Source organism: Pseudomonas wayambapalatensis, from assembly GCF_049942315.1.
Taxonomy (GTDB): Bacteria; Pseudomonadota; Gammaproteobacteria; order Pseudomonadales; family Pseudomonadaceae; genus Aquipseudomonas; species Aquipseudomonas wayambapalatensis.
On record NZ_JBNFMU010000226.1, the window covers coordinates 21,397 to 45,021 of the forward strand.

Below are 23,625 nucleotides of genomic sequence, written 5' to 3' on the forward strand. Positions count from 1 at the left end.
GTGGAAAATTCTGCTTGCAATATAGGTATTACGGTATACCATCAGACACATCAACGATAAAAAACGCGGACCACCGCACGCCCCTTAGAGGTACACGCCATGATCGACGCAACCGTCTACAAGCACGTCCTGGGCTCCTTCCCGTCCGGCGTCACGGTCATCACCACCCTGGACGACGACGGCTCGGTCGTCGGCCTCACTGCCAGCGCCTTTTCTTCCCTGTCCATGGATCCGCCGCTGGTGCTGTTCTGCCCCAACTACAGCTCCGACTCCTATCCTGTACTGATCAAGCAGAAGCGCTTCGCCATCCACTTGCTGTCCGGCGAGCAGCAGGCCGAAGCCTATGCATTCGCCAAGAAGGGCAAGGACAAGGCCAGCGGCATCCAGTGGACCCTGAGCGAGCTGGGCAACCCGCTGCTGGCCGGGGCCACCGCGATCATCGAGTGCGAGTTGTGGCGCGAATACGAAGGCGGCGATCACGCCATCATGGTCGGCAAGGTACACAACCTGATCGTGCCTGAGGACGCCCCACGACCGATGGTCTACTGCCGCGGCAAGATGGCCAGCCTGCCCGCCTTCGCCTGATACCTGCAGTTCGACGCAAGACTCTGTGGGAGCGGGCTCGTCCCGCGATCACCGGCAAAGCCGGTGTCATTCCGGACGCGGCTTGTTTCCCTGTGCCGCGCCGTCCCCACATCGACCACAACAAGCTCCGAGGAAAGCCCCATGAAATTTTCGCTGTTCGTGCACATGGAACGTTGGGATGACCAGGTCAGCCACCGCCAGCTGTTCGAAGACCTGACCGAACTGACCCTGATGGCCGAGCACGGCGGTTTCAGCACCGTATGGATCGGCGAACACCACGCCATGGAATACACCATCTCGCCCAGCCCCATGCCGCTGCTGGCCTACCTGGCTGCCCGTACCGAGACCATTCGCCTGGGCGCCGGCACCATCATCGCGCCGTTCTGGAATCCGATCCGCGTGGCGGGCGAATGCGCCCTGCTCGATGTGATCAGCAACGGCCGCATGGAAGTGGGCCTGGCCCGCGGCGCCTACCAGTTCGAGTTCGACCGCATGGCCGGTGGCATGCCCGCCACCGACGGTGGCAAGGCCCTGCGCGAGATGGTCCCGGCGGTTCGCGCCCTGTGGCAGGGCGACTACGCCCATGAAGGCGAGGTGTACAACTTCCCCACCTCTACCAGCGTGCCCAAGCCCGTGCAGCACGGCATGCCACCGATGTGGATCGCCGCCCGTGACCCGGACTCGCACAACTTCGCGGTCAAGCATGGCTGCAATGTCATGGTCACCCCGCTGATGAAGGGTGACGAAGAGGTGCTGGACCTGAAGAACAAGTTCCAGGCCGCCCTGGACAACAACCCAGACGTGCCGCGCCCGCAACTGATGGTGCTGCGCCACACCCACGTGCACAGCCCGGCCGAGCCTGATGGCTGGAAGATCGGCGCCCAGGCGATCTCGCGCTTCTATCGCACCTTCGATGCCTGGTTCGGTAACAAGACCACCCCGGTCAACGGATTCCTGGAGCCCAGCCCCGAGTCCAAGTTCGCCGAGGTGCCGGCCTTCGCGCTGGAGAACATCCGCAAGAACACCATGATCGGCACCCCCGAAGAGATCATCGCGCGGATCAAGTACTACCAGGAGCTTGGCGTCGACGAGTTCAGCTTCTGGTGTGACAACAGCCTGCCGCACGAAGAGAAACGCAAATCGCTGGAGCTGTTCATCAAGGAAGTGGTGCCTGCGTTCAGCTGAATGCCTTTTGTCTGATTGATTGCGGGAACGGCCCGCTCCTGCGTGCGGGGGTGGGCATTTTTTTGCCTGTAGCAGCCCTCTCGCGCCCTGCAGGAGCGGGCTTGCCCGCGATAGGGCCCTAACCGGCAACCGTACAAGAGAAATTCAGCATTCCTCTTGCACATCCAATATTATGGTATACCATCAGACAACAAAGCCTGATAACCCAAAAATCCAGGAGCCCCCCATGAGTTTCGAAATCCGCAAGATCGTCACCTACTCCGAAGAAACACGCATCGAAGGCGGCAAGGCCACCGACAAACCCGTGACCATGGTCGGCCTGGCCGTGGTGATCAAGAACCCATGGGCTGGCCGTGGTTTCGTCGAAGACCTCAAGCCGGAAATCCGCGCCAACTGCTCCGAACTGGGTGCGCTGATGGTCGAGCGCCTGACCGCCGCCATCGGCGGGGCCGACAAGATCGAGGCATACGGCAAGGCGGCCGTGGTCGGTGCCGAGGGTGAGATCGAGCACGCGTCGGCGGTGATCCACACCCTGCGCTTTGGCAACCACTACCGTGAAGCGGTCCAGGCCAAGAGCTACCTGAGCTTCACCAACAAGCGCGGCGGCCCGGGCACCTCGATCCAGATCCCGATGATGCAGAAGGACGACGAAGGCCTGCGCTCGCACTACATCACCCTGGAAATGCAGATCGAAGACGCCCCGCGCGCCGACGAGATCGTCGTGGTCCTGGGCGCCTCCGACGGCGGCCGCCTGCACCCGCGCATCGGCAACCGCTACATCGACCTGGAAGAACTGGCTGCCGAGAAAGCCAACGCTCAATAACAATAAGCAGACAGGCCGGAGCCAAGCGTCACGGCACCGGCCTTTCAAGGAGCGCCATCCATGATTCAGCCTGTCGCTGAACGTACACCTGCCGGGACCAGCTACCTGAGCCTCGGCCAGGGCCAACCCGTGGTGCTGATCCACGGCGTGGGCCTGAACAAGGAAATGTGGGGTGGCCAGTTCGTCGGCCTGTCCACCGACTACCGGGTCATCGCCTACGACATGCTCGGCCATGGCCAGAGCGCGCTGCCCGCGCCGGACACCGACCTGCAAGGCTACGCCACCCAGCTCGCCGAACTGCTCGACCACCTGCAGATCCCCCAGGCCACCGTCATCGGCTTCTCCATGGGCGGACTGGTCGCGCGCGCCTTCGCCCTGCACTACCCGCAGCGGCTGTCGGCACTGGTCGTGCTCAACAGCGTGTTCAACCGCAGCCCCGAGCAGAGCGCCGGTGTCATCGCCCGCGCCGCGCAGGCTGCCGAGCTTGGTCCGGACGCCAACGTCGACGCGGCGCTGGACCGTTGGTTCAGCCGCGAGTACAAGGCGGCCAACCCGGCCCAGGTCGCGGCCATCCGCCAGGTGCTGGCCAGCAACGACCCCCAGGGCTACCACACCACCTATTCGCTGTTCGCCACCCAGGACATGTACCGCGAAGCGGACTTGGGCAGCATCCAGGTGCCAACGCTGATCGCCACCGGCGAACTCGATTCCGGCTCCACCCCGGCCATGACCCGTCAGCTCGCCGCGCGCATTCCCGGCGCCCGCAGCGTGGTCCTGCCCGAACAACGGCATATGATGCCCGTTGAGGCTCCACGCGAAGTCAACCGCATGCTGCTGGACTTCCTGAGCCAAGCCCACACCCTCACCGAATCCGCCAAGGGGATAGTTGCATGACCCTCGTTCGTTTCCAGATGTGCATCGACGGCCAGTGGCGCGATGCCCAGAGCGGCAAGACCTTCGATAGCCTCGACCCGGCCACCGCCCAGCCCTGGGCACAATTGCCCGACGCCGGCGAGCAGGACGTCGAGCTGGCGGTACAGGCCGCCCAGCGTGCCTTCGACAGCAAGGCCTGGCGCGGGCTCACCGCCACCGCACGGGGCAAGCTGCTCCGCCGCCTGGGTGACCTGATCGCCGAGAACAAGGAGCACCTGGCCCAGCTCGAAAGCCGCGACAACGGCAAGCTGATCCGCGAGACCCGCGGCCAGGTCGGCTACCTGCCGGAGTTCTTCCACTACACCGCAGGCCTTGCCGACAAGCTCGAAGGCGGCACCCTGCCGCTGGACAAGCCCGACCTGTTCGCCTACACCGTGCACGAGCCCATCGGCGTGGTGGCGGGCATCATTCCGTGGAACAGCCCGCTGTACCTCACCGCGATCAAGCTCGCCCCGGCCCTGGCTGCGGGCAACACCATCGTGCTCAAACCCTCCGAGCATGCGTCAGCCACTATCCTGGAGCTGGCCCGCCTGGCGCTGGAAGCCGGCTTCCCGGCGGGCGTGGTCAACGTGGTCACCGGCTACGGCCCAAGCACCGGTGCTGCGCTCACCCGTCATCCGCTGGTACGCAAGATCGCCTTCACCGGCGGCGCCGCCACAGCCCGCCATGTGGTGCGCAGCAGCGCCGAGAACTTCGCCAAGCTGTCGCTGGAGCTGGGCGGCAAGTCGCCGAACATCATCTTCGCCGACGCCGACCTGGACAGCGCCATCAATGGCGCAGTGGCCGGCATCTATGCCGCCTCCGGGCAAAGCTGCGTGGCCGGCTCGCGCCTGCTGGTGCAGGACGAGATCTTCGACGAGTTCGTCGAGCGCCTGATCGAGCGGGCCAAGCGCATCCGCATCGGCAACCCGCAGGACGATGCCAGTGAGATGGGCCCGATGGCCACCGCCCAGCAACTGGCCGTGGTCGAAGGTCTGGTCGCTGCGGCCAAGGCCGAGGGCGCCAAGCTGCGCCTGGGTGGCAAGCGCGCCGAGGTCGAAGGCGACGGCTGGTTCTACGAGCCGACCCTGTTCGAGTGCGACAGCAACTCGATGACCATCATGCAGGAAGAAGTATTCGGCCCGGTCGCCGCGGTGATCCGCTTCAAGACCGAGGAAGAAGCGCTGGCCATGGCCAACGACTCGCAGTTCGGCCTGGCCGCCGGCATCTGGACCCGCGACCTGGGCCGCGCCCATCGCCTGGCGCGCGACGTGCGCTCGGGGATCATCTGGGTCAACACCTACCGCGCGGTCTCGGCCATGGCGCCGATCGGTGGTTTCAAGAACAGCGGCTACGGCCGCGAGAGCGGCATCGATTCGGTGCTGGCCTATACCGAGCTGAAGACCGTGTGGATCAACCTGTCCACGGCGCCGATGCCCGATCCGTTTGTGATGCGTTGAGAAGGAGCACGAGATGATCGAACCTGGCATCTACAAAGACGTGATGGGCTCCTTCCCATCCGGCGTGACCGTGGTCACCACGCTCGATGGCGATGGCGGCATCGTCGGCATCACCGCCAGCGCCTTCAGCGCGCTGTCGATCGAGCCGGCGCTGGTGCTGTTCTGCCCCAACTACGCCTCCGACACCTACCCGATACTGCGCGACAGCAAGCAGTTCGCCATTCACCTGCTGTCGGCCGACCAGACCGCCGAGGCCTACGCCTTTGCAGGTAAAGGCAAGGACAAGGCCAAAGGCATCGACTGGCACCTGAGCGAGCTGGGCAACCCGCTGCTGGCCAAGGCCACGGCGATCATCGAGTGCGAATTGTGGCGCGAGTACGACGGCGGCGATCACGCGATCATCGTCGGTGCGGTGAAAAACCTGGTGCTGCCGGCCGAGCCGGTGACGCCGATGGTCTATCACAAGGGCAAGCTGGGTGCCCTGCCCTCGCTGGGCTGATAGACCGCGCGGGCTGCTTCGCGGGTAAACCCGCTCCCACAGGGACTGCACAGGATTCAGAATTTGTGCGATCCCTGTAGAAGCGGGTTTACCCGCGAAGAAGCCCACGCCGATGACCCTGTTTTTTGGGGCCGCGCTAATCGTCTCACCCTCGGTTGCGGCCCCTGTTTTCATTCGGAGCACTGCAATGAGCAATGAAAAGTACGAGAAGGGCCTGCAGATCCGCACCCAGGTATTGGGCGAGGACTACGTCAACCGCTCCATCCAGAACGCCGACGACTTCACCAAGCCACTTCAGGAGCTGGTCACCGAGTATTGCTGGGGCCATGTCTGGGGCCGCGACGGCTTATCGCTCAAAGAGCGCAGCATGATAAACTTGGCGATGATTTCCGCCCTCAACCGGCCCCACGAGCTCAAGCTGCATATCCGCGGCGCCTTGCGCAATGGCCTGAGCCGTGAACAGATTCGCGAAATCCTGCTCCAGGTCGGCATTTATTGCGGCGTGCCCGCGGCGGTGGACAGCTTCCGCCTGGCCCGCGAAGCGTTCGCCGAAGCCGATGCGGAGCCAACCCGTTAACAGCGGGCTGTTCGAACCACTGCAAGGAGCGCCTGGGTTCGGGGCACTCCGACGTTGGCGCAACAGCCTCATAAAGAGCGCACCTGATGAAACGCCAGCCACTCGACGACAGCTTCAAGGTCAACCGCAACCCCGTCACGCTCCGCGAAATCGTGCTCGACAAGCTGCGCGGGGCGATCATGAACTTCCACCTGCTGCCGGGCGACCGTCTGGTCGAGCGCGACCTGTGCGACCGTCTCGGCGTCAGTCGCACCTCGGTGCGTGAAGCCCTGCGCCACCTCGAGTCCGAGGGCCTGGTGGAGTTCGCCGATGCCAAGGGCCCGCGCGTGGCCATCATCACCCTGGAAGACGCCCGCGACATCTACGAGCTGCGCTGCGTGCTCGAAGGCCTGATCGTCCAGCTGTTCACCCTCAATGCCAAAGCCAAGGACATCCGCGCCCTGGAGCGCGCCCTGGACGTGAACCGCGAAGCGCTGGAGGAAGGCGAACTGCAGCAGGTGCTCGATTCGGTACAGGGCTTCTACGATGTGCTGCTCGAAGGCTCCGGCAACCACGTCGCCGCCACCCAGCTGCGTCAGTTGCAGGCCCGTATCAGCTATCTGCGCGCCACCTCGGTCTCGCAGGAAAACCGCCGCGGCGCCAGCAACCGTGAAATGGAGAAGATGGTCGAGGCCATCAAGAGCGGCGACCCGCTGGCCGCTCACCAGGCGTCGGTCGACCATGTACGCGCCGCCGCCAAGGTCGCGCTGGACTACCTGCGCCAGAAGCAGGACGACAATGCCAAGGTCCGCGACATGGTCGAGCCCCTGGCGCTGAAGGATCCACGCATTTAACCCCCACACAGGCCACCGATCATGCCCAACGCCCCGCGCTACTGCCCGCACTGCACCACGGCACTGGACCGGGGCGTTCCCAGCGGCGACAACCACGAGCGCCTGCACTGCCCCGCCTGCGGCTATATCCACTACATCAATCCGAAGATCATCGCCGGCTGCATCATCGAACGCGACGGCAAGTACCTGCTGTGCCAACGTGCCATCCCGCCACGCCCCGGGACCTGGACCCTGCCTGCAGGCTTCATGGAGGCCGGCGAAACCACCGAACAGGCGGCGCTGCGCGAAGTCTGGGAAGAAACCGGCGTACGCGCCGACATCGTCTCGCCCTACTCGATCTTCAGCGTGCCGCAGATCAGCGAGGTGTACATCATCTTCCGCGCCATCGCCAGCGAAGAGACGGGCCAGTTCGGCCCCGAGACCCTCGACTATCGTTTCTTCGCGCCCGAGGACATTCCCTGGGACGCAATCTACTACCCGGCGATCCGCCAGATCCTCGAACGCTACATCCTCGAACGCCAGGCCGGGGTGTATGGCATCTACATGGGCAATGACGACACCGGCAAAGTGCACTTCATGCGCTGAGCAGGCGCGCGCCTGTCGCGCAACTGCCCGACACCCAAACGACCCCACAAATTTCTCGCCAGCCCGACATTCTCGGTGCAACCTATCCCTTCCATGCAAACGAAGCGGCAAACCTCATGGCGAAATGGCTGGAAGGCGGCGGGCTCATGGCCGAACGCATCCGCAATCACGACTGGGCAAAAACGCCCCTGGGCCCACTGGATGCCTGGCCCGACGTGCTCAAGACTACCGTGGCCTTGTGCCTGGCCTCGCGCTTCCCGCAAGCAGTGCTGTGGGGCAATGACCTGATCACCCTGCACAACGACGCCTTCAGCGAAATCCTCGGCGGCAAGCCCCCAGCCCTCGGTCGGCCCTTCAGCCACGTCTGGCATGAAGCCTGGAACGATATCGGCGCCATGGCCCGCCGCGCCCTGGGCGGCGAGGCGGTATACATCGAAGACTTCCCGCTGGTCATCGACCGCCACAACGGGCCGGAGCGTGCCTACTTCACGTTCTGCTACAGCCCGATCCGCGACCAGGACGGCCAGATCGTCGGCATGCTCGACACTGTCACCGAAACCACGGCCAGCGTGGTCGCCAACCACCGCCTGAACTTCCTCGACGACCTCGGCCGCGCCGTGGCCAACGCCACCGACCCGGACCGGATCCTGGCCATCACCACCCGCAAGCTGGGCGAACACCTGCGTCTGTCGAGCTGCGCCTACGGCGTGATGGAGCCCGATCAGGACGGCTTCACCATCTGCGGCGACTGGGTCACGCCCGGCTCGCCACGCCTGCTCGGCCAGTACCATCTCGCCGACTTCGGCCGCCTCGCCGTGCAGCGCCTGCGCGCGGGGCTGACGCTGGTGATCAACGACAACCTAAGCGAGCTCGAACCGCAGGAGGCCGCGACCTTCCAGGCCATCGGCATCACGGCGACCATCTGCATGCCGCTGATCAAGGATGGACGCCTGACGGCGTTGATGGCCATCCATGACAAGCAGCCGCGTGTCTGGACCGGCTACGAACAGGCGCTGATCAGCGAAGTCACCGAACGCAGTTGGGCGCACATCCAGCGGGTTCAGGCACACGCCGAAGTACACGAAGCGGTGCAGGCGCTCGAGTCGCTCAACGTTACCCTTGAGCAGCGTGTCGAAGAACGTACCGCACAGTTGCTGCACACCGAGGCCGTGCTGCGTCAGGCCCAGAAGCTCGAAGCCATAGGCCAGCTCACCGGGGGCGTCGCCCACGACTTCAACAACCTGCTGACCATCATCCGCTCGTCGCTGCATTTCCTGCAGCGCCCGGACCTCGACGACAGCCGCCGCCAGCGCTACCTCAAGACCGTCTCAGACACCGTCGATCGCGGCGCCAAGCTCACTGGCCAACTGCTCGCTTTCGCGCGTCGCCAGGCTCTGAGCCCGCAAGTGTTCGAAGTCGGGCCGCAGTTGGCGGCGATGGCCGAAATGCTCGACACCGCTACCGGCGCACGGATCCAGGTCAAACTTGAGCTGCCCGACACGCCCTGCCATATCCGCGCCGACCTCGGCCAGTTGGAAACGGCGGTGATCAACCTGATGATCAACGGCCGCGACGCCATGAGCGGCGAAGGCACGCTGCGCCTGCACCTGCAGCCTGACCAGGTGATGCCGGGGCAACGTGGGCAAGCGGGGCAGCCGGGCGTGTTCGCGGCGATCTCGGTGATCGACAGCGGCGTCGGGATCGCCCACGAACTGCTGGAGCGCATCTTCGACCCATTCTTCACCACCAAGCCCTCGGGCCACGGCACGGGCCTGGGCCTTTCGCAGGTGTTCGGCTTCGTCAAGCAGTCCGGCGGCGATGTGCAGGTCACCAGCGTGCCGGGCCAGGGCACCACCTTCACCCTGTACCTGCCCCAGGTCCCGGCACCGGAAGCTGAACAAAGCCTCGCCAGCGCGGCAAACGCATCGATCGACAGCCGGCCACGGCGCATCCTGGTGGTGGAGGATAACCGCGACGTCGGCAGCTTTACCGCGCAGATTCTCAAGGACCATGGCTACCAGATCAGCTGGGCGACCAGTGCCGAGGATGCACTGGCGCAGTTGCACATGACACCACGGGGCTTCGATGTGGTGTTTTCCGACGTGGTAATGCCCGGCATGGGAGGCCTGGCTCTGGCCCGGGAACTGCGCCGCACCAGGCCGCAACTGCCGGTGATCCTCACCTCCGGCTACAGCGATGCCATTGCCGAAGGCGGCCACCAGGGCTTCGCCTTCCTCGCCAAGCCATATTCGGCCGAGCAGGTGTGCCAGTTGCTGGACAAGGTGCTGACACAACACCTGTAACGGCCTTGCACCCTGTCCGTTGGATCTGTGAGAGCTGGATCTGTAGGAGCGGGCTTGCCCGCGAAAAGGGCACCGCTTTGTATGGCACGGGCTGCGCCCGTATTCGCGGGCAAGTCCGGGCGCCTAACCGCCGCCCCCACAGAAAATGCCCACGCTCAGCAAAACCAGCGTCAGCGCTCGGCTTGCGCGCAAACCAGCGGCAGTAACCGCGCCAGGCTCTGCGCCAGCTCCGCCTGCCGGAACGGCTTGCGCAACACCTCGAAACCACAGAGCTCACTGGGCGTAAGGTTGGCAAAGCCGGTGATGATCAACACCGGCAGCCCTGGCATACGCCGCCGCAGCCCCTGGGCGAACTCGGCGCCGGTGCGCTCGGGCATCATCTGATCGGTCACCAGCACTTCCACGGCAAACCCCTGCTCCAGCACCTGCTCGGCCTCGGCCGCGCTCATGACCGCTTTCACTTCATACCCCAGGTCACGCAACTGCATTGCCGTGGCCTGAAGCACGATGGCTTCATCGTCCACCAGCAATACCCTGACCGGGCGCGTCGGCCTGGACACTTCACCCGCAGTTTCATCCCGACACAACGTATCGGCATCGGTAATCGGCAGCCACAGTGTCGCTGTCGTGCCTTGCCCCGGCTGCGAACGAATGGCGAATCCGCCGCCAGACTGCATCGCAAGCCCCTGCACCATCGGCAGGCCAAGCCCGGTGCCCTTGCCCGTGCCCTTGGTGGAATAGAAGGGCTCGCAGCAGCGTGCCAGCACCTCATCGCTCATGCCGCAGCCGTTATCGGCCACCTCCAGCCGCACCATCGCCCCTCGCTCCGGCCCCGCCGGCCGACCTGCCCGCGCGGTGTCCAGCCCCGCACTGATCCTCAGCCTGCCACCGTCCGGCATCGCATCGTGCGCGTTGATCACCAGGTTGAGCAGCGCCAGCTCCAGTTGATGCGGGTCCACGACGGCCGCCGGCAGCGCCGGGTCGATATCGACCTGCACCTCGATGGTCGGACCCAGCGAACGCGTGATCAATTCGTGCATGTCACCGACCCGTGCCGCGAGGGAAACAGGCTGGGGCTTGAGCGTCTGGCGCCGAGCGAAGCTGAGCAGGCGGCCGACCAGGCTGCGTGCCCGCTCCGCCGCCTGCAGCGCGCCTTCGATCAGACGCGTCGAACGCGCCGCGTCGTCCGGGCGTCGGGCGATCAGCTCCAGCGAGGCGATGATCGGGGTGAGCATGTTGTTGAAATCATGGGCAATGCCGCCGGTCAGTTGACCAACGGCCTCCATCTTGCGCGCCTCATGCAGTTGCATGAGATCGGACTCACGCTCGGCCAGCATGCTGGCAACCCGTTCCTCCAGCGTGGCATTGAGCGTCATCAGTTCGGCCAGCGTGGCCTCCAGGTGTGCGGAGCTGGCGCGCAATGCCCGCTCGGCGCGGGCGTGGATAATCGCCGACCAGGTCTGCTTGGCCGCCTCTTCCACCAGCCGGCACTCATCGTCGGCGAATACATGGGGGCGATTGAAGTAGACGCACAGCATGGCCTCGAGCACGCCGCCGCGCAGCAGCGGCACCTTCAGGCTGGCGCACAGGTCCCTGGAGGCGCCAGCCGGGTAGTCGCCATGCACCTCATGACCCGCCTGCAATTGCTCACGCAACAAGCCGACATGTTGGCGCCAGAAGTGCTCCCCCGTTTGCGACGGCACCCCATCGACCCAGTCACGGGCGACGACATAGCGTTCGTCATCGCCCAGGTCCTCGGCGAAGAACACCCGGGAGGCGCCCAGCTCCTCACCAAGCAGGCGCGTGGCATAGGTCTCGATCGCCTCGGGTTCGTCCATCTCCGGCAGCGCTCGGCCCAACGCCAGCAGAAACGACTGACGCCGCTCGAACTGCACGCGCTCGGTGGTCTCGGTGACGATGCACAGCACCCCACCCACGCTACCATCGGCCTCGCGTACCGCCGAATAGGAGACATCGAAATAGGCGGTCTCGCCCAGGCCCCGGCGCTCGATGTAGAACGGCCGGTCGCGCGCCGAGAAGGTCTCGCCGGTTTCACGCACATTGCGCAGCAACGGTTCGAGGTCGTCCCACAATTCGCTCCAGTGCTCGCGGGCCGGCCGCCCCAGTGCACGCGGGTGCTTGGCACCGATGGTCGGGGCGTAGGCATCGTTGTAGAGCGCCACGTACTCGGGCCCCCAGAACAGCACGATCTGAGCCTTGGCCGGGAGGATGGTGGCCATCAGCGTCTGCAGGCCGGATGACCAGCTGCCTGGGGCGCCAAGCGGAGATTCGGTCCATTCCAGGCTCTGCAGCAGCGAGCCGACCGTGCCGCCGTTGATCAGAAAGCCGGGCTCCGGGCGCCGAGCGTGTTCGGTATCACGGTCCTGTAGTGATTTCATGTCATGCAGACCATCAGTGTTTCCAGGCACTGTATTGAGTATCTGAGGATATGAAACCCGCGCGGCGCAGATGTTCCATCCGCCTGTGCATCAGCGCGTTCAGCGACGCCCTTCAGCCAGCATGCGCACCGCCAGCGCGGCCAATACCGTGCCCATCAACCAGCGCTGTGCCTGTTGCCACAGCGGGCGCCCAGCAAGAAACACGGCGATGGAACCGGCCATCAGGGCGATGATCGCATTGACCGTGACGCTGATGATGATCTGCGTGGAGCCCAGTACCAGCGATTGCAGCAGCACGCTGCCGTGGCCCGGCTCGATGAACTGCGGCATCAGCGACAGGTACATGACCGCGATCTTGGGGTTCAGCAGGTTGGTCAGAAAGCCCATCATGAACAACCGCCGCGGGCTGTCGGCCGGCAGGTCGCGGACCTGGAACGGCGAGCGTCCTCCGGGCTTGAGCGCCTGCCAGGCCAGGTACAGCAAGTACAGCGCGCCGCCGATGCGCAATGCGTCATAGGCATAGGGCACGGCCATCACCAACGCAGTGATACCGAGCGCCGCGCAGAGCATGTAGAACACGAAGCCCAGGGCGACACCACCCAGGGAAATCAGCCCGGCAACCCGCCCCTGGCAGATCGAACGGGAAATCAGGTAGACCATGTTCGGTCCGGGGGTCAGGACCATGCCCAGTGCGATCAGGGCAAAGGCCAGCAGGTGGGAGGACTCAGGCATCGGGCGCATCCTTGGCGTGCGGAGAGAGCGCAAAGTGTATCCGCAATGGGGCCGACCTTGGAACGCCCGTCAGTGCAAGGTGCTGCGCTCAGCCAAGCTGCCCGAGCATCAAGCCCAGCGCAATCGCGATCATCACCGCGCCGGAGACCCGCCCGACGATCTTCGCTGCCTGCGGCCGTGTGCCCAGCACAGCCTTGGCGCCGTAGCCCACCATCAGGTAGATCACCAGCGAACTGCACAGGTGCACCATGCCCAGCAGCAGGATCTGCAACGGCAACGGCCAGCTCGAGGTCGGGTCGGTGAATTGCGGCAACAAGGCCAGGAACAGCAGGAACACCTTCGGATTGAGCCCGCTCACGCAGAACCCGCGCAGCGCCCAGCGCGAACCGGTCTCCCCTGCCAGCTCCAGCCCCGCCTGTGGCGCCGCCGGCTTGAGCAACAGGTTGCCGCCCAGCCAGAGCAGGTACAGGCAACCGGCGAGGGTCAGCAGCATCAGCGCCAGCGGGTGCCCGGCAATCAGGCTGCCGACCCCGGCCGCCACCACCAGGGTGGCCATGAAATGCCCCGACAGCATTCCGGCCACCGCCGGCATCACCCAACGCCCGCGCATGCCTGCCGAGATCGCGTAAGCCCAGTCGGCGCCGGGGGTGATGACGAACAGCAACGACACGGCCCAGAACGCGGCCAATACACTGAGGGTCATTTCGGGTGTTCCTTTCAGGGGTCTGGTTGAAAGGAAGATTACGGATTCCGCCCGGGGATTATCTTCCGTATATTGCTGACAATCTTGAACACCTTGGAAGATTCTCCCCCGTGGATCGCACTGATCGAAAAATCCTTGCCGAACTGCAAAAAGACGGTCGCCTGTCGGTCACCGAGCTGGCCGATCGTGTCGGCCTGAGCCTTTCACCCTGCCATCGCCGGCTCAAGGCGCTGGAAGCGTCTGGGGCCATCCTCGGTTACCACGCACGCCTGGCGCCGTCGGCGGTGGGCCTGAACTTTGCGGCGCTGGTGTTCGTCACCCTGCGCGAGGTGACCCGCCAGCCAGTGGCTGACTTCGAGGCCGCAGTGACCGAGGTGCCGCAGATCGTCGAGGCACAGCGCCTGTTCGGCGACCCGGACTACCTGCTGCATGTGGTGGCCAAGGACCTGCCGGCGTTCCAGAAGCTGTATGACGAGGTGCTGACCAGCATTCCCAATGTGAAACGGCTGAGCTCGACGCTGGTGATGAAGGAAGTGATCCAGGATCGGTTGTTGCCCATGTGAGTGAGCCCCCTGAAATGTATCTGGAGGTGGCCCCGCCTTGAAACGCTTCCCTCGGACCGGTAACCTCTGCGCGCTGCTGTAAGTCCAGCAGTCGGGTTTGGTAGCCCGCGATCAATCAAGGCGCACAAGCGCCCGCTCTAACTTTCAGTTGGTTTTTGTACCTGCTGTTGCGTTCGACGGTGGCTGTGCGCAGGGCGCCTTCGTGCGCGCCGGTTTCCTTGATTCCCGGTCTACCAACCTGCGTACAGCCGCCACCCTTTCGTTTGGTAGCGAACGGTGGCGACTCCATTGAATCAAGGAGCGACACAATGACGAAAGGCTTGCCCGATCCCCCTACACCCACCACCGCGCCTGCGCATTTCGGTAGCTGCTACGGTAGCCATCGTGCACTGTTTGCGGTCTGTGCCGGTGTCGCGGCCGAAGACGCGCTGGTGCACTTGTCCACCCTGCTCAAAGGCGCTTCAGCGGCAAATCAGACCGCCATGGAACTGGCCACCGGCATCTGTCGGGATCTGCTGCTGAGCAATGATCATGGGCTCGATGCCTGCAAGGCGCTGGTCGAATCCTTGCTGGATGGGGTCGAGCAGCACGTTCAAGGCTGAGATCGCCAGGGCCGCTGTGCGGCCCATCGCGGGCAAGTCGGGGCGCCGAACCGCCGCGCCCACAAAAGCCCCCGCAAGTCTCGAGTTGCGGCGCACTATCAGCCATCAATCCCCGCGAAAGAACCCATCTCCGGCATTTCTCAGCAATTCCACCATCGCCCCCGCCGCCGGCGGCAGATACCCTTCGGCACGCACAGTCACCCCAACCGTGCGGCGCATGGTGGTGGCCTCCAGCGGCACTTCGCGCAACCATGCCATGCCCAGCCCGTGCTCCAGCGTCTCGCGCGCGGCAAAGCTCAGCAGGCGGGTCTTGGCGATCAGCCGGGGCAGCAGCGAAATCGAGTTGGTCTCGATCTGCACCTCGGGCAGCGGCAACTGATGGCTGCTGAACACATTGTCGATCCAGCGCCGCGCCGTCACCGTCGGTGCCGCCAGCACCCAGCGGTAGGTGCACAGGTCCTTCAACTGCACCTCACCCGAGAACACCGGATGATCGGCGCTGGCCACCACCACCGCTTCGTCCTGCAGGATGGGGTAGGAACGGAACTGCGGATCGTCGACGATCAGGCCGCAGATGATCGCGTCCAGCCGGCCTGAGCGCAGCGAGTCCTTGAGCATGTCGTCCTGGCCGATCGACAGCTTCAAGGTCAGCTCCGGCGCCCGCTCCAACAGCGATGCGGTCAGTTGCGGCAGCAGGTGCTCGGCCATGCTCGCCGCGCAGCCCAGGCGGATATTGCCCACCAGGCCGCTGGCGAAGTCGCGTACTTCACGCTCGGTCTCGGCGATGCTCACCTGCAACTGCTTGCCACGCGCCAGCAACAAAGCGCCGGCATCGGTCAGCTTGATGCGCCTTCCGTCGCGCTGGAACAGCCGCGCGCCCAGGGATTCTTCAAGGCGCTGGATGCTTTTGCTCAGCGCCGGCTGGCTGCGGTTGAGTTGCTGTGCGGCGCGCCCCAAGTGGCCGAGTTCGGCGATGGTGGCGAAATAGGTCAGGTCACGTAGGTCCATGATCGATGAATTTCAGTTATGGATTCATAGAAAGTAGAAAATAGACTTGATCAATCCACAGGTCGATAATTTTCTCTGTCAGCCATCTCTGGCTCTCGCCGTAAAGGGAGATCGACTTGCCCCCCGCCCTACCCCCCCAAGCAGCAAAGAACCCGTCCCCAACCCTGATCCTGCAATGGCTCGCGCTGATCCTTTGTGCCGGCGCCGCCGGGCAGATCCTGCACGTCCTCACCGTGCCGGCCGGGCTGTTTCTCGGCCCCATGCTGGTGGCCATCGTCTTCGGTGTATCCGGCGCGCAACTAAGCCTGCATCGCCAGGTGTTCCGTTTCGGCCAAGGCTGTGTCGGGCTGCTGGTGGCCCACTCGGTGACCTGGCCGGTGCTCGCCTCGCTGGCCGACGCCTGGCCACTGATGCTGTTCGCCACCTTCGCCACCGTCGCGCTCAGCGCGCTGGTCGGCCTGGGTACCGTGCGCTTCGGCGACATCCCCGGCAGCACGGCGGCCTGGGGCACCGCACCCGGCGCGGCCTCGGCGATGGTGTCGATGGCCGAGGACAACGGCGCCGATGGGCGCGTGGTGGCGACCATGCAATACGTGCGCGTGGTGTGCGTGGTGATGATCGGCTCGCTGGTCAGCCATCTGCTCGGCGCCACCAGTGTTGCCAGCGACGTGGCCCAGGTGCCGGTGGCCGCCGACAGCGTGCAACTGGGCAACCTGCTGCTCGGCCTGGGCGTGGTGCTGGTGGGCGTAGCCGTCGGCGCGAAGATGCCCGCTGGTGCCCTGCTGATGCCGCTGATGCTTGGCGCAGTGCTGCAACTGACGGGCCTGCTGCACGTCAGCCTGCCCAGCGAAGTGCTGGCCATCGCCTACGGTGCCATCGGCTGCTACATCGGCCTGCGCTTCGACCGCCAGACCGTGCGCTATGTGTGGAAGCGTCTGCCGACCATGATCGCCGGCGCCGTGGTGCTGATCCTGCTCTGCGCAGGCTGTGCCTGGCTGTTGGCGCGGGTCGCCGGCACCGACTTCCTGTCCATGTACCTGGCCACCAGCCCCGGCGGCCTGGATGCGATGGCGATCATCGCGGTGGAAACCCACGCCGATGTCGGCATGGTGCTGGCGATGCAGACACTGCGCCTGTTCGGGGTGATCCTGACCGGTGCGTATCTGGCCCGGCAGATCATTCGCCTCACACAGAACGCCCACTGAAGGGTGCACCAGGCCGAGGGGTAGCTATCCTTCCCCGCACAACAACGACAAGTGCCTGGTAGTCCGCCCCATGAACATCCTGTACGACGAGCGCCTGGACGGCGCCCTGCCCACGGTCGACAAGGCCGCGCTGCTGGACACCCTGCGCAGTGCTCTGCCCGACCTCGACATCCTGCACACCGCACAAGACCTGCGCCCCTACGAGTGCGACGGCCTCAGCGCCTACCGCGTGGTGCCACTGCTGGTGGTGCTGCCCCAACGCCTGGAACAGGTCCAGGCGCTGCTGAAGATCTGCCACGCGCACCAGGTGCCGGTGGTGGCCCGGGGCGCCGGGACCGGCCTTTCGGGCGGCGCCCTGCCGCTGGAACAGGGCATCCTGCTGGTGATGGCACGCTTCAACCGCATCCTTGAGATCAATCCCGCAGGCCGCTTCGCCCGGGTTCAGCCTGGCGTGCGCAACCTGGCCATCTCCCAGGCCGCAGCACCGCACGGGCTGTACTACGCCCCAGATCCGTCCTCGCAGATCGCCTGCTCGATCGGCGGCAATGTCGCGGAAAACGCAGGGGGCGTGCATTGCCTGAAGTACGGCCTGACCGTGCACAACCTGCTCAAGGTCGAAATCCTCACCATCGAGGGCGAATACCTGACGCTGGGCAGCGATGCCCTGGATGCTCCTGGCTTCGACCTGCTGGCGCTGTTCACCGGCTCCGAAGGCTTGCTGGGCATCGTCACCGAGGTCACCGTCAAGCTGTTGCCCAAGCCACAGGTGGCGCGGGTATTGCTGGCCAGTTTCGACAGCGTGGAAAAGGCCGGTCGTGCGGTGGCCGACATCATCGGCGCAGGCATCATTCCCGCGGGCCTTGAGATGATGGACAACCTGTCGCTACAGGCCGCCGAAGACTTCATCCACGCAGGCTACCCGGTCGAGGCCGCCGCCATCCTGCTGTGCGAACTCGACGGCGTGGAGGCTGACGTGCAGGACGACTGCCTGCGCGTGGAGGCCGTGCTCAAGGCAGCCGGCGCCAGCGAGGTGCGCCTGGCGCGCGACGAGGCTGAGCGCGTGCGCTTCTGGGCCGGGCGCAAGAACGCCTTTCCTGCGGTCGGGCGCATTTCCCCCGACTACTACTGCATGGACGGCACTATTCCGCGCCGGGCGCTGCCGGGGGTGCTGCACGGCATCGGCGAGCTGTCGCGCGAGCACGGCCTGCGCGTGGCCAACGTGTTCCATGCCGGCGACGGCAACATGCACCCCTTGATCCTGTTCGACGCCAACCAGCCCGGCGAGCTGGAGCGTGCCGAGGCCCTCGGCGGCAAGATCCTGGAGCTGTGCGTGGCTGTGGGTGGCAGCATCACCGGCGAGCACGGCGTCGGGCGCGAGAAGATCAACCAGATGTGCGCGCAATTCAACGCCGACGAGCTGACGCTGTTCCATGCGGTCAAGCACGCCTTCGATCCGCTGGGTTTGCTCAATCCTGGCAAGAACATCCCGACCCTGCAGCGCTGCGCCGAATTCGGCGCGATGCATGTGCACCACGGCCAGTTGCCCTTCCCCGACCTGGAGCGTTTCTGATGGATCAGGATCACGACGACAGCTCGGCCCTGCTGGAGCAGGTGCGCCAGGCACTGGTCGACTGCACGCCACTGCGCATCCAGGGCAGCGACAGCAAGGCGATGCTCGGGCGCCCGGTCAACGGCCGGCCCCTCGACACCCGCAGGCATCGCGGCATCGTCAGCTACGACCCTACCGAGCTGGTGATCACGGCACGCGCGGGCACGCCGCTGCGCGAGATCGAGGCTGCACTGCACAGCGCCGGGCAAATGCTGCCCTTCGAACCACCGCACCTGGGCGACGGCGCCACACTGGGCGGTATGGTCGCCGCCGGGCTAGCAGGGCCGCGCCGGCCTTGGGCGGGATCGGTACGCGACCATGTGCTGGGCACCCGCGTCATCACCGGGCACGGCAAGCTGCTGCGCTTTGGCGGCGAGGTGATGAAGAACGTCGCGGGCTACGACCTGTCGCGCCTGCTGGCCGGCAGTTTCGGCTGCCTGGGGGTATTGACCGAGGTTTCGCTGAAAGTCCTGCCGCGACCGCGCAGCTGCCAGAGCCTGTGCCTGACGATGGGCCTTCGGCAAGCCCTGGATGAGCTGGCGGCCTGGGGTCAGCAAGCCCTGCCGATCACGGCTGCCTGCCATGACGGCGAAGTCCTGCACCTGCGCCTGGAGGGCGGTGAAGGCTCCGTGGCCTCTGCCGCCGAGCGCCTGGGCGGTACGCTGCTGGACAACCGCTATTGGCACGACCTGCGCGAACAGCGCCTGGCCTTCTTCGCCGGTGACGAGCCCTTGTGGCGCCTGTCGCTGCCGCACAACAGCCCATCGCTCAGCCTGGCCGGCCGACAGTTGCTCGACTGGGGCGGCGCCCAGCGTTGGCTGAAGTCCGCCGCTTCGCCCGCGGTAATCCGTGAGGCGGTCGCGCACCTCGGCGGCCATGCCACCCTGCATGCCTGCCACAGCGCCAGCTTTCATCCGCTGGCCGAGCCACTGCTACGTTACCAGCGCAACCTCAAGCAGCAGCTCGACCCAAGCGGTATCTTCAACCCGGGTCGCCTGTATGCCGACCTGTGAGGGCCAAACATGCAGACCAACCTGAGCGAACAGGCCAAGCGCCTGCCACGGGCCGATGAGGCCGAGCGTATCCTGCGCAGTTGCGTGCACTGTGGCTTCTGCACTGCCACCTGTCCGACCTATCAGTTGCTGGGCGATGAGCTGGACGGGCCGCGTGGGCGCATCTACCAGATCAAGCTGCTACTCGAGGGCCAACCGGCCACAGCCAGCACCCAGACCCACCTGGACCGCTGCCTGAGCTGCCGCAACTGCGAAACCACCTGCCCTTCCGGGGTGGACTATCACAACCTTCTGGACATCGGTCGTGCCGTGGTCGACGCGCAGGTGCAGCGGTCTCTGGGCGAGCGTCTGGCACGCCAAGGATTGCGCCTGTTCGTCCCAAGGCCTGCGTTGTTCAAGGCCCTGACCCGCACAGCCAGGGCTTTTCGGCCACTGTTGCCCAAGCCGATGCAGGCCAAGCTGCCGCGCCAGGCGCGTGCCCCCAAACCACGTCCCGTCGTACAACATGCACGTCGGGTGCTGATGCTCGAAGGGTGCGTGCAACCGGCACTGTCGCCCAACACCAACGCGGCAGCCGCGCGGGTGCTGGATCGCCTGGGGATTTCGGTGATCGCAGCCCGTGAAGCGGGATGTTGTGGCGCCGTGGACTACCACCTCGACGCGCAGGCCGTCGGCCTTGACCGCGCTCGGCGTAACATCGACGCCTGGTGGCCGGCCCTCGAGAACGGCGCAGAAGCGATCGTTCAGACCGCCAGCGGCTGCGGCGCCTTCGTGCGCGACTACGGGCACCTGCTGGCGACGGACCCGGCCTACGCTGCCAAGGCCGCGCGGGTCAGCGCACTGGCATGCGACCTGGTGGAGGTGTTGCGCGATGCGCCGCTGGAGCACCTGGATATCAAAGCCGAGCAGCGTCTGGCCGTCCATTGCCCATGCACGTTGCAGCATGCACAGAAGCTCGGGGGAGCCGTGGAGGGAGTGCTCGAACGCCTGGGGTTCAACCTGACCCCGGTGCCCGACGGCCATCTGTGCTGCGGCTCGGCGGGCACCTATTCACTGACCCAACCCGCATTGGCGCAGCAGCTGCGCGACAACCGCCTGAATGCGCTGGAAAGCGGTAATCCCGAGGTGATCGTCACCGCCAACATCGGTTGTCAGTCCCACCTCGACAGTGCCGGGCGAACGCCGGTGCGGCACTGGATCGAACTGGTGGACGAGGCACTCCCCGATTTCAGCAGTTGCGCAACCGCCGCAAACGACGGCGCTGACGCAGGAGGACCCAGGTCAGCCCCAGCACCAGGGTGCCCAGCGCCACCACGAGGCCGCTCAGCACTTGGCCATAACGGGCCATCAGCGCCTGGAAACCGCTGACCTGGCGTATCACCTGGATATCCGCCGGCCCCTCGGCATGCACGATACTGATGCCGCCCTGGGTGATCTGCGGGAAGTCGGCATCGAAGTACACCCACACCCGACACACCCCACCCGCCTCGATGGACGGGATTTCGATGATGTTGGTGGCGTTCTCGGGAATGCTGTCGTCCCCGGCGTCATCGCGCACCTGCACCAGGCCCTTGGCCGGCAGGCGGATGTGCACCTGCTTGAGCGGCGTGTCGCGAGTGTTGCGCAAGGTGATGAACAGCCCGGTACGATGGTCCACCAGCCCCGCCTCGAAGGGCTTGGCGAACAACTGCATGTAAGGCGTCTGCGCCTGGGCCACCAGTGCCTCGACCTGGTCACGACTCAACGCACCCTTGGCCAACGCCTCGACACCCGCGAACAGGCGTTCGTACTTGAGTTGCTCACGGGCCTGGCCGATGCGCTCGTTGAACTGGCTGGGGTAGGTCAGGGCCTCGTAGGCGACATAGGCCTTCAGGCCACGATCATCCTTGAGCGACGCATACAACACGACGACAGCGACGACGATGACCAGCAGGCCCGCGAGGGCTTTCCCGACTTTTTCCCAACTCACCTTGGCGGTTCCTTGTATCGCGGCGTGTGCGGTTGAAGACCGGGGCCAAGCGTGCCAAGTAAAGCGCCCATAGGCAAGCGTTCAGCGCCCCAGCAACACCGGCACCGACGCCACCAGCATGGCTATCCCCGACAAGGTCAGCAGCCCCAGCACCAGCCGGCGAAACGCCGCCTCGCTGATACCTAGGTAGACCCGCGCGCCCAGTACCGTGGGGATCAGCATGGCCAGGGCCACCACACCGAACCAGGGCAGCATCGCCGATGTCACCACACCGGTGCCCAGGTAGGTGAGCATGGTCACCGCCAGCATCGACACGAGCAGAACAACGCAGCGCGACGGACGCCTGACCAACGTGCAATTGGCCGAGGAAGTCGGCCTGTCGCCCTCCCCTTGCCTGCGCCGCGTACGTCTGCTGGAGGAAGCCGGAATCATTCGTGGCTATCAGGCACAGATCGACCGCGATGGCGTGGGGCTGGGGTTGACAGTATTCGTTGGCGTGAAGGTGGAGCGGCACACCGAAGCATCGTCTGTCGCCTTTCGCCAGGCGGTCTCGGCGTTGAGCGAAGTGGTGTCGTGCCACCTGGTGTCGGGGGAGTCGGATTTTCTGTTGCAGGTGGTGGTGCCGGACCTACGGGCCTATGAGCGGTTCCTGATGGAGGCGCTGCTCAAGGTGCCGGGGGTGACGGATATCCGCAGCAACTTTGCGATCACCACGGTGAAGGAGCAGACTGGCCTGCCGCTCGGGCACCTGCCGCAGGCGGTGGGTGAACAGTGATATGTGGGGGCAACCAAACCGTTGCCCCCACACAGCGCTTCAGGCGAATCGCTCGATCTGTGCCGGGGTACGGCGCATCAACACCTTGCCGCCCCGTACCGAAACCAGCGCATGGCCCTGGCTGCGAATCATCTCGTAGTCATCCGGCGCCGACAGCACCAGCAGATTCGCCGGGCGCCCCACTTCAATGCCGTAGCGCTCGCCCAGGTTCAGGGTACGCGCGCTGTTGTCGGTGATCAGGTCCAGCGCCCGCTGCAAGTCTTCATAGCCGAGCATGTGGCAGATGTGCAGGCCCGCTTCGAGAATGCGCAGGATGTTGCCGTTACCCAGCGGGTACCACGGATCGACGATCGAGTCCTGGCCGAAGCACACGTTCATGCCTGCACGATCGAGCTCTGCCACCCGGGTCACGCCGCGACGTTTGGGGAAGCTGTCGAACCGCCCCTGCAGGTGGATGCTCTCGGTCGGGCACGACACGAAGTTGATACCCGACATCTTCAGCAGGCGGAACAGCTTGTAGCAGTAGGCGTTGTCGTAGGAGCCCATGGCCACGGTGTGGCTGGCGGTAACGCGCTCGCCCATGTTGCGCACCCGCGCCTCTTCGGCCAGCACTTCGAGGAAACGCGACTGCGGGTCGTCAGTCTCGTCGCAGTGCACGTCCACCAGGCAGCCGGTACGTTCGGCCAGGTCCATCAGGAACTTCACCGACGACACGCCCTGGTCACGGGTGTTCTCGAAGTGAGGGATGCCACCGACCACATCGGCGCCCAGAGCGACGGCTTCTGTCATCAGGGCGCGACCGTTGGCGTACGATTCGATCCCCTCCTGAGGGAAGGCGACGATCTGCAGGTCGACCAGGTGGCGGACCTCTTCACGCACCTCGACCATCGCCTTGAGCGCGACCAGCGTCGGGTCGGTGACATCGACGTGGGTGCGCACGTGCTGGATGCCGTGATCGACCAAGGCGCCGATGGTCTTCTTGGCACGGGCCTTGATGTCCTCGTGGGTGGTAATGGCCTTGCGCTCGGCCCAGCACTCGATCCCCTCGAACAGCGTGCCGCTCATGTTCCAGCGCGGCTCGCCGGCAGTCAGAGTGGCATCGAGGTGGATATGCGGTTCGATGAAGGGCGGGATCACCAGGTTCTGCGCCGCGTCGATGTCCTCGGCGTTGCCCGGTGCGACGGCCGCATCCTGGGGTTCGATGGCGGCAATGCGATCGCCATCGAGCTCGATCCGGAACAGGCCGGTCTTGCCACGCAGGCGGGCGTTGATGATGTTCATGGGG

General features: G+C 65.2%; 23 protein-coding genes and 1 pseudogene. 17 read left to right on the forward strand and 7 right to left on the reverse strand.

All coding sequences use genetic code 11. From position 1 onward, the window contains the following. The first annotated feature begins 99 nt into the window (after window positions 1-99). The 10 genes from ACPZMI_RS21120 (at window position 100) to ACPZMI_RS21165 (ending at window position 9,762) form a co-directional block, all read left to right on the forward strand. Window positions 100-585, forward strand: a complete 486-nt coding sequence (locus tag ACPZMI_RS21120; protein WP_186669144.1) for a flavin reductase family protein — start codon at window positions 100-102, stop codon at window positions 583-585. Window positions 586-726: 141 nt separating this feature from the next. Further along, complete coding sequence (locus ACPZMI_RS21125) at window positions 727-1,770, forward strand: LLM class flavin-dependent oxidoreductase (protein WP_186669143.1); 1,044 nt, start codon at window positions 727-729, stop codon at window positions 1,768-1,770. Window positions 1,771-1,996: 226 nt separating this feature from the next. Further along, window positions 1,997-2,593: an amino acid synthesis family protein gene (locus tag ACPZMI_RS21130; RefSeq protein ID WP_054892016.1), complete on the forward strand. Its 597-nt coding sequence runs from the start codon at window positions 1,997-1,999 to the stop codon at window positions 2,591-2,593. A gap of 60 nt (window positions 2,594-2,653) precedes the next feature. Continuing rightward, window positions 2,654-3,487: an alpha/beta fold hydrolase gene (locus ACPZMI_RS21135; RefSeq protein WP_426352992.1), complete on the forward strand. Its 834-nt coding sequence runs from the start codon at window positions 2,654-2,656 to the stop codon at window positions 3,485-3,487. Continuing rightward, the gene (locus tag ACPZMI_RS21140; protein WP_186669142.1) at window positions 3,484-4,965 is read left to right on the forward strand and encodes an aldehyde dehydrogenase; all 1,482 of its coding nucleotides are present in this window, start codon (window positions 3,484-3,486) and stop codon (window positions 4,963-4,965) included. Before ACPZMI_RS21135 ends, ACPZMI_RS21140 begins: the two co-directional genes overlap by 4 nt. Window positions 4,966-4,978: 13 nt before the next feature. After that, window positions 4,979-5,464 carry a flavin reductase family protein gene (locus tag ACPZMI_RS21145; protein WP_065862551.1) on the forward strand — a complete coding sequence of 162 codons (486 nt, stop codon included), beginning with the start codon at window positions 4,979-4,981 and terminating at the stop codon, window positions 5,462-5,464. Between the two features lie 187 nt (window positions 5,465-5,651). Beyond that, the gene (locus ACPZMI_RS21150) at window positions 5,652-6,041 is read left to right on the forward strand and encodes a carboxymuconolactone decarboxylase family protein (protein WP_054892020.1); all 390 of its coding nucleotides are present in this window, start codon (window positions 5,652-5,654) and stop codon (window positions 6,039-6,041) included. 86 nt (window positions 6,042-6,127) lie between these two features. Further along, the gene (locus ACPZMI_RS21155; RefSeq protein WP_054892021.1) at window positions 6,128-6,874 is read left to right on the forward strand and encodes a GntR family transcriptional regulator; all 747 of its coding nucleotides are present in this window, start codon (window positions 6,128-6,130) and stop codon (window positions 6,872-6,874) included. A gap of 21 nt (window positions 6,875-6,895) precedes the next feature. Beyond that, on the forward strand, window positions 6,896-7,459 hold the full coding sequence (locus tag ACPZMI_RS21160) for an NUDIX hydrolase (protein ID WP_426352993.1): 564 nt from the start codon (window positions 6,896-6,898) through the stop codon (window positions 7,457-7,459). A gap of 116 nt (window positions 7,460-7,575) precedes the next feature. Continuing rightward, entirely contained in the window at window positions 7,576-9,762 is a 2,187-nt protein-coding gene (locus tag ACPZMI_RS21165; RefSeq protein WP_426352994.1) for a GAF domain-containing hybrid sensor histidine kinase/response regulator, read from the forward strand. Window positions 9,763-9,932: 170 nt separating this feature from the next. Here ACPZMI_RS21165 and ACPZMI_RS21170 read toward each other — a convergent pair whose 3' ends face one another. The 3 genes from ACPZMI_RS21170 to ACPZMI_RS21180 all read right to left on the reverse strand — a co-directional run bounded on the left by ACPZMI_RS21170 (window position 9,933) and on the right by ACPZMI_RS21180 (window position 13,596). Then, window positions 9,933-12,161: an ATP-binding protein gene (locus ACPZMI_RS21170; protein ID WP_426352995.1), complete on the reverse strand. Its 2,229-nt coding sequence runs from the start codon at window positions 12,159-12,161 to the stop codon at window positions 9,933-9,935. 99 nt (window positions 12,162-12,260) lie between these two features. Next, entirely contained in the window at window positions 12,261-12,893 is a 633-nt protein-coding gene (locus tag ACPZMI_RS21175; RefSeq protein ID WP_186669138.1) for a LysE family translocator, read from the reverse strand. 88 nt (window positions 12,894-12,981) lie between these two features. Next, the gene (locus ACPZMI_RS21180) at window positions 12,982-13,596 is read right to left on the reverse strand and encodes a LysE family translocator (RefSeq protein WP_426352996.1); all 615 of its coding nucleotides are present in this window, start codon (window positions 13,594-13,596) and stop codon (window positions 12,982-12,984) included. 110 nt (window positions 13,597-13,706) lie between these two features. Between ACPZMI_RS21180 and ACPZMI_RS21185 the strand changes: the two genes are divergently transcribed. Continuing rightward, entirely contained in the window at window positions 13,707-14,159 is a 453-nt protein-coding gene (locus ACPZMI_RS21185; protein ID WP_186711385.1) for an Lrp/AsnC family transcriptional regulator, read from the forward strand. 389 nt (window positions 14,160-14,548) lie between these two features. Further along, window positions 14,549-14,761 carry a hypothetical protein gene (locus ACPZMI_RS21190; protein WP_186669163.1) on the forward strand — a complete coding sequence of 71 codons (213 nt, stop codon included), beginning with the start codon at window positions 14,549-14,551 and terminating at the stop codon, window positions 14,759-14,761. A gap of 105 nt (window positions 14,762-14,866) precedes the next feature. On the opposite strand, the gene ACPZMI_RS21195 is transcribed toward ACPZMI_RS21190, so the two are convergent. Then, window positions 14,867-15,769: a LysR family transcriptional regulator gene (locus ACPZMI_RS21195; RefSeq protein ID WP_186669135.1), complete on the reverse strand. Its 903-nt coding sequence runs from the start codon at window positions 15,767-15,769 to the stop codon at window positions 14,867-14,869. Window positions 15,770-15,885: 116 nt separating this feature from the next. Here ACPZMI_RS21195 and ACPZMI_RS21200 point away from each other — a divergent pair, with 116 nt between their 5' ends. The 4 genes from ACPZMI_RS21200 (at window position 15,886) to glcF (ending at window position 20,964) form a co-directional block, all read left to right on the forward strand. Continuing rightward, window positions 15,886-16,974, forward strand: a complete 1,089-nt coding sequence (locus ACPZMI_RS21200) for an AbrB family transcriptional regulator (RefSeq protein ID WP_288375134.1) — start codon at window positions 15,886-15,888, stop codon at window positions 16,972-16,974. A 70-nt stretch (window positions 16,975-17,044) separates the two neighbouring features. Continuing rightward, window positions 17,045-18,544: a glycolate oxidase subunit GlcD gene (gene glcD / locus ACPZMI_RS21205; RefSeq protein ID WP_426352997.1), complete on the forward strand. Its 1,500-nt coding sequence runs from the start codon at window positions 17,045-17,047 to the stop codon at window positions 18,542-18,544. Beyond that, a complete protein-coding gene (gene glcE, locus ACPZMI_RS21210; RefSeq protein WP_426352998.1) occupies window positions 18,544-19,596 on the forward strand; it encodes a glycolate oxidase subunit GlcE in 1,053 nt (350 codons plus the stop codon). Before glcD ends, glcE begins: the two co-directional genes overlap by 1 nt. A 9-nt stretch (window positions 19,597-19,605) precedes the next feature. Then, window positions 19,606-20,964 carry a glycolate oxidase subunit GlcF gene (glcF, locus tag ACPZMI_RS21215; protein ID WP_426352999.1) on the forward strand — a complete coding sequence of 453 codons (1,359 nt, stop codon included), beginning with the start codon at window positions 19,606-19,608 and terminating at the stop codon, window positions 20,962-20,964. On the opposite strand, the pseudogene ACPZMI_RS21220 reads toward glcF, so the two are convergent. Next, a pseudogene (locus tag ACPZMI_RS21220) lies at window positions 20,852-21,565 on the reverse strand (hypothetical protein); the annotation flags it as partial. The gene glcF and the pseudogene ACPZMI_RS21220 overlap by 113 nt on opposite strands. An 81-nt stretch (window positions 21,566-21,646) precedes the next feature. Continuing rightward, entirely contained in the window at window positions 21,647-21,859 is a 213-nt protein-coding gene (locus ACPZMI_RS21225; RefSeq protein ID WP_411382757.1) for a hypothetical protein, read from the reverse strand. On the opposite strand from ACPZMI_RS21225, the gene ACPZMI_RS21230 reads away from it, so the two are divergent. Continuing rightward, complete coding sequence (locus ACPZMI_RS21230) at window positions 21,858-22,340, forward strand: Lrp/AsnC family transcriptional regulator (protein WP_186721003.1); 483 nt, start codon at window positions 21,858-21,860, stop codon at window positions 22,338-22,340. The genes ACPZMI_RS21225 and ACPZMI_RS21230 overlap by 2 nt on opposite strands. A 39-nt stretch (window positions 22,341-22,379) precedes the next feature. On the opposite strand, the gene codA is transcribed toward ACPZMI_RS21230, so the two are convergent. Further along, window positions 22,380-23,621 carry a cytosine deaminase gene (gene codA, locus ACPZMI_RS21235; RefSeq protein ID WP_426353000.1) on the reverse strand — a complete coding sequence of 414 codons (1,242 nt, stop codon included), beginning with the start codon at window positions 23,619-23,621 and terminating at the stop codon, window positions 22,380-22,382. Window positions 23,622-23,625: the final 4 nt, after the last annotated feature.

What these genes read in the sequence shown, in the direction of transcription:
- ACPZMI_RS21120 (WP_186669144.1), top strand. Translation starts at nt 100, where the DNA reads ATGATCGACGCAACCGTCTACAAGCACGTCCTGGGCTCCTTCCCGTCC.
- ACPZMI_RS21125 (WP_186669143.1), top strand. Translation starts at nt 727, where the DNA reads ATGAAATTTTCGCTGTTCGTGCACATGGAACGTTGGGATGACCAGGTC.
- ACPZMI_RS21130 (WP_054892016.1), top strand. Translation starts at nt 1,997, where the DNA reads ATGAGTTTCGAAATCCGCAAGATCGTCACCTACTCCGAAGAAACACGC.
- ACPZMI_RS21135 (WP_426352992.1), top strand. Translation starts at nt 2,654, where the DNA reads ATGATTCAGCCTGTCGCTGAACGTACACCTGCCGGGACCAGCTACCTG.
- ACPZMI_RS21140 (WP_186669142.1), top strand. Translation starts at nt 3,484, where the DNA reads ATGACCCTCGTTCGTTTCCAGATGTGCATCGACGGCCAGTGGCGCGAT.
- ACPZMI_RS21145 (WP_065862551.1), top strand. Translation starts at nt 4,979, where the DNA reads ATGATCGAACCTGGCATCTACAAAGACGTGATGGGCTCCTTCCCATCC.
- ACPZMI_RS21150 (WP_054892020.1), top strand. Translation starts at nt 5,652, where the DNA reads ATGAGCAATGAAAAGTACGAGAAGGGCCTGCAGATCCGCACCCAGGTA.
- ACPZMI_RS21155 (WP_054892021.1), top strand. Translation starts at nt 6,128, where the DNA reads ATGAAACGCCAGCCACTCGACGACAGCTTCAAGGTCAACCGCAACCCC.
- ACPZMI_RS21160 (WP_426352993.1), top strand. Translation starts at nt 6,896, where the DNA reads ATGCCCAACGCCCCGCGCTACTGCCCGCACTGCACCACGGCACTGGAC.
- ACPZMI_RS21165 (WP_426352994.1), top strand. Translation starts at nt 7,576, where the DNA reads ATGGCGAAATGGCTGGAAGGCGGCGGGCTCATGGCCGAACGCATCCGC.
- ACPZMI_RS21170 (WP_426352995.1), bottom strand. Translation starts at nt 12,161, where the DNA reads ATGAAATCACTACAGGACCGTGATACCGAACACGCTCGGCGCCCGGAG.
- ACPZMI_RS21175 (WP_186669138.1), bottom strand. Translation starts at nt 12,893, where the DNA reads ATGCCTGAGTCCTCCCACCTGCTGGCCTTTGCCCTGATCGCACTGGGC.
- ACPZMI_RS21180 (WP_426352996.1), bottom strand. Translation starts at nt 13,596, where the DNA reads ATGACCCTCAGTGTATTGGCCGCGTTCTGGGCCGTGTCGTTGCTGTTC.
- ACPZMI_RS21195 (WP_186669135.1), bottom strand. Translation starts at nt 15,769, where the DNA reads ATGGACCTACGTGACCTGACCTATTTCGCCACCATCGCCGAACTCGGC.
- glcD (WP_426352997.1), top strand. Translation starts at nt 17,045, where the DNA reads ATGAACATCCTGTACGACGAGCGCCTGGACGGCGCCCTGCCCACGGTC.
- glcE (WP_426352998.1), top strand. Translation starts at nt 18,544, where the DNA reads ATGGATCAGGATCACGACGACAGCTCGGCCCTGCTGGAGCAGGTGCGC.
- glcF (WP_426352999.1), top strand. Translation starts at nt 19,606, where the DNA reads ATGCAGACCAACCTGAGCGAACAGGCCAAGCGCCTGCCACGGGCCGAT.
- ACPZMI_RS21230 (WP_186721003.1), top strand. Translation starts at nt 21,858, where the DNA reads ATGGTCACCGCCAGCATCGACACGAGCAGAACAACGCAGCGCGACGGA.
- ACPZMI_RS21225 (WP_411382757.1), bottom strand. Translation starts at nt 21,859, where the DNA reads ATGCTCACCTACCTGGGCACCGGTGTGGTGACATCGGCGATGCTGCCC.
- codA (WP_426353000.1), bottom strand. Translation starts at nt 23,621, where the DNA reads ATGAACATCATCAACGCCCGCCTGCGTGGCAAGACCGGCCTGTTCCGG.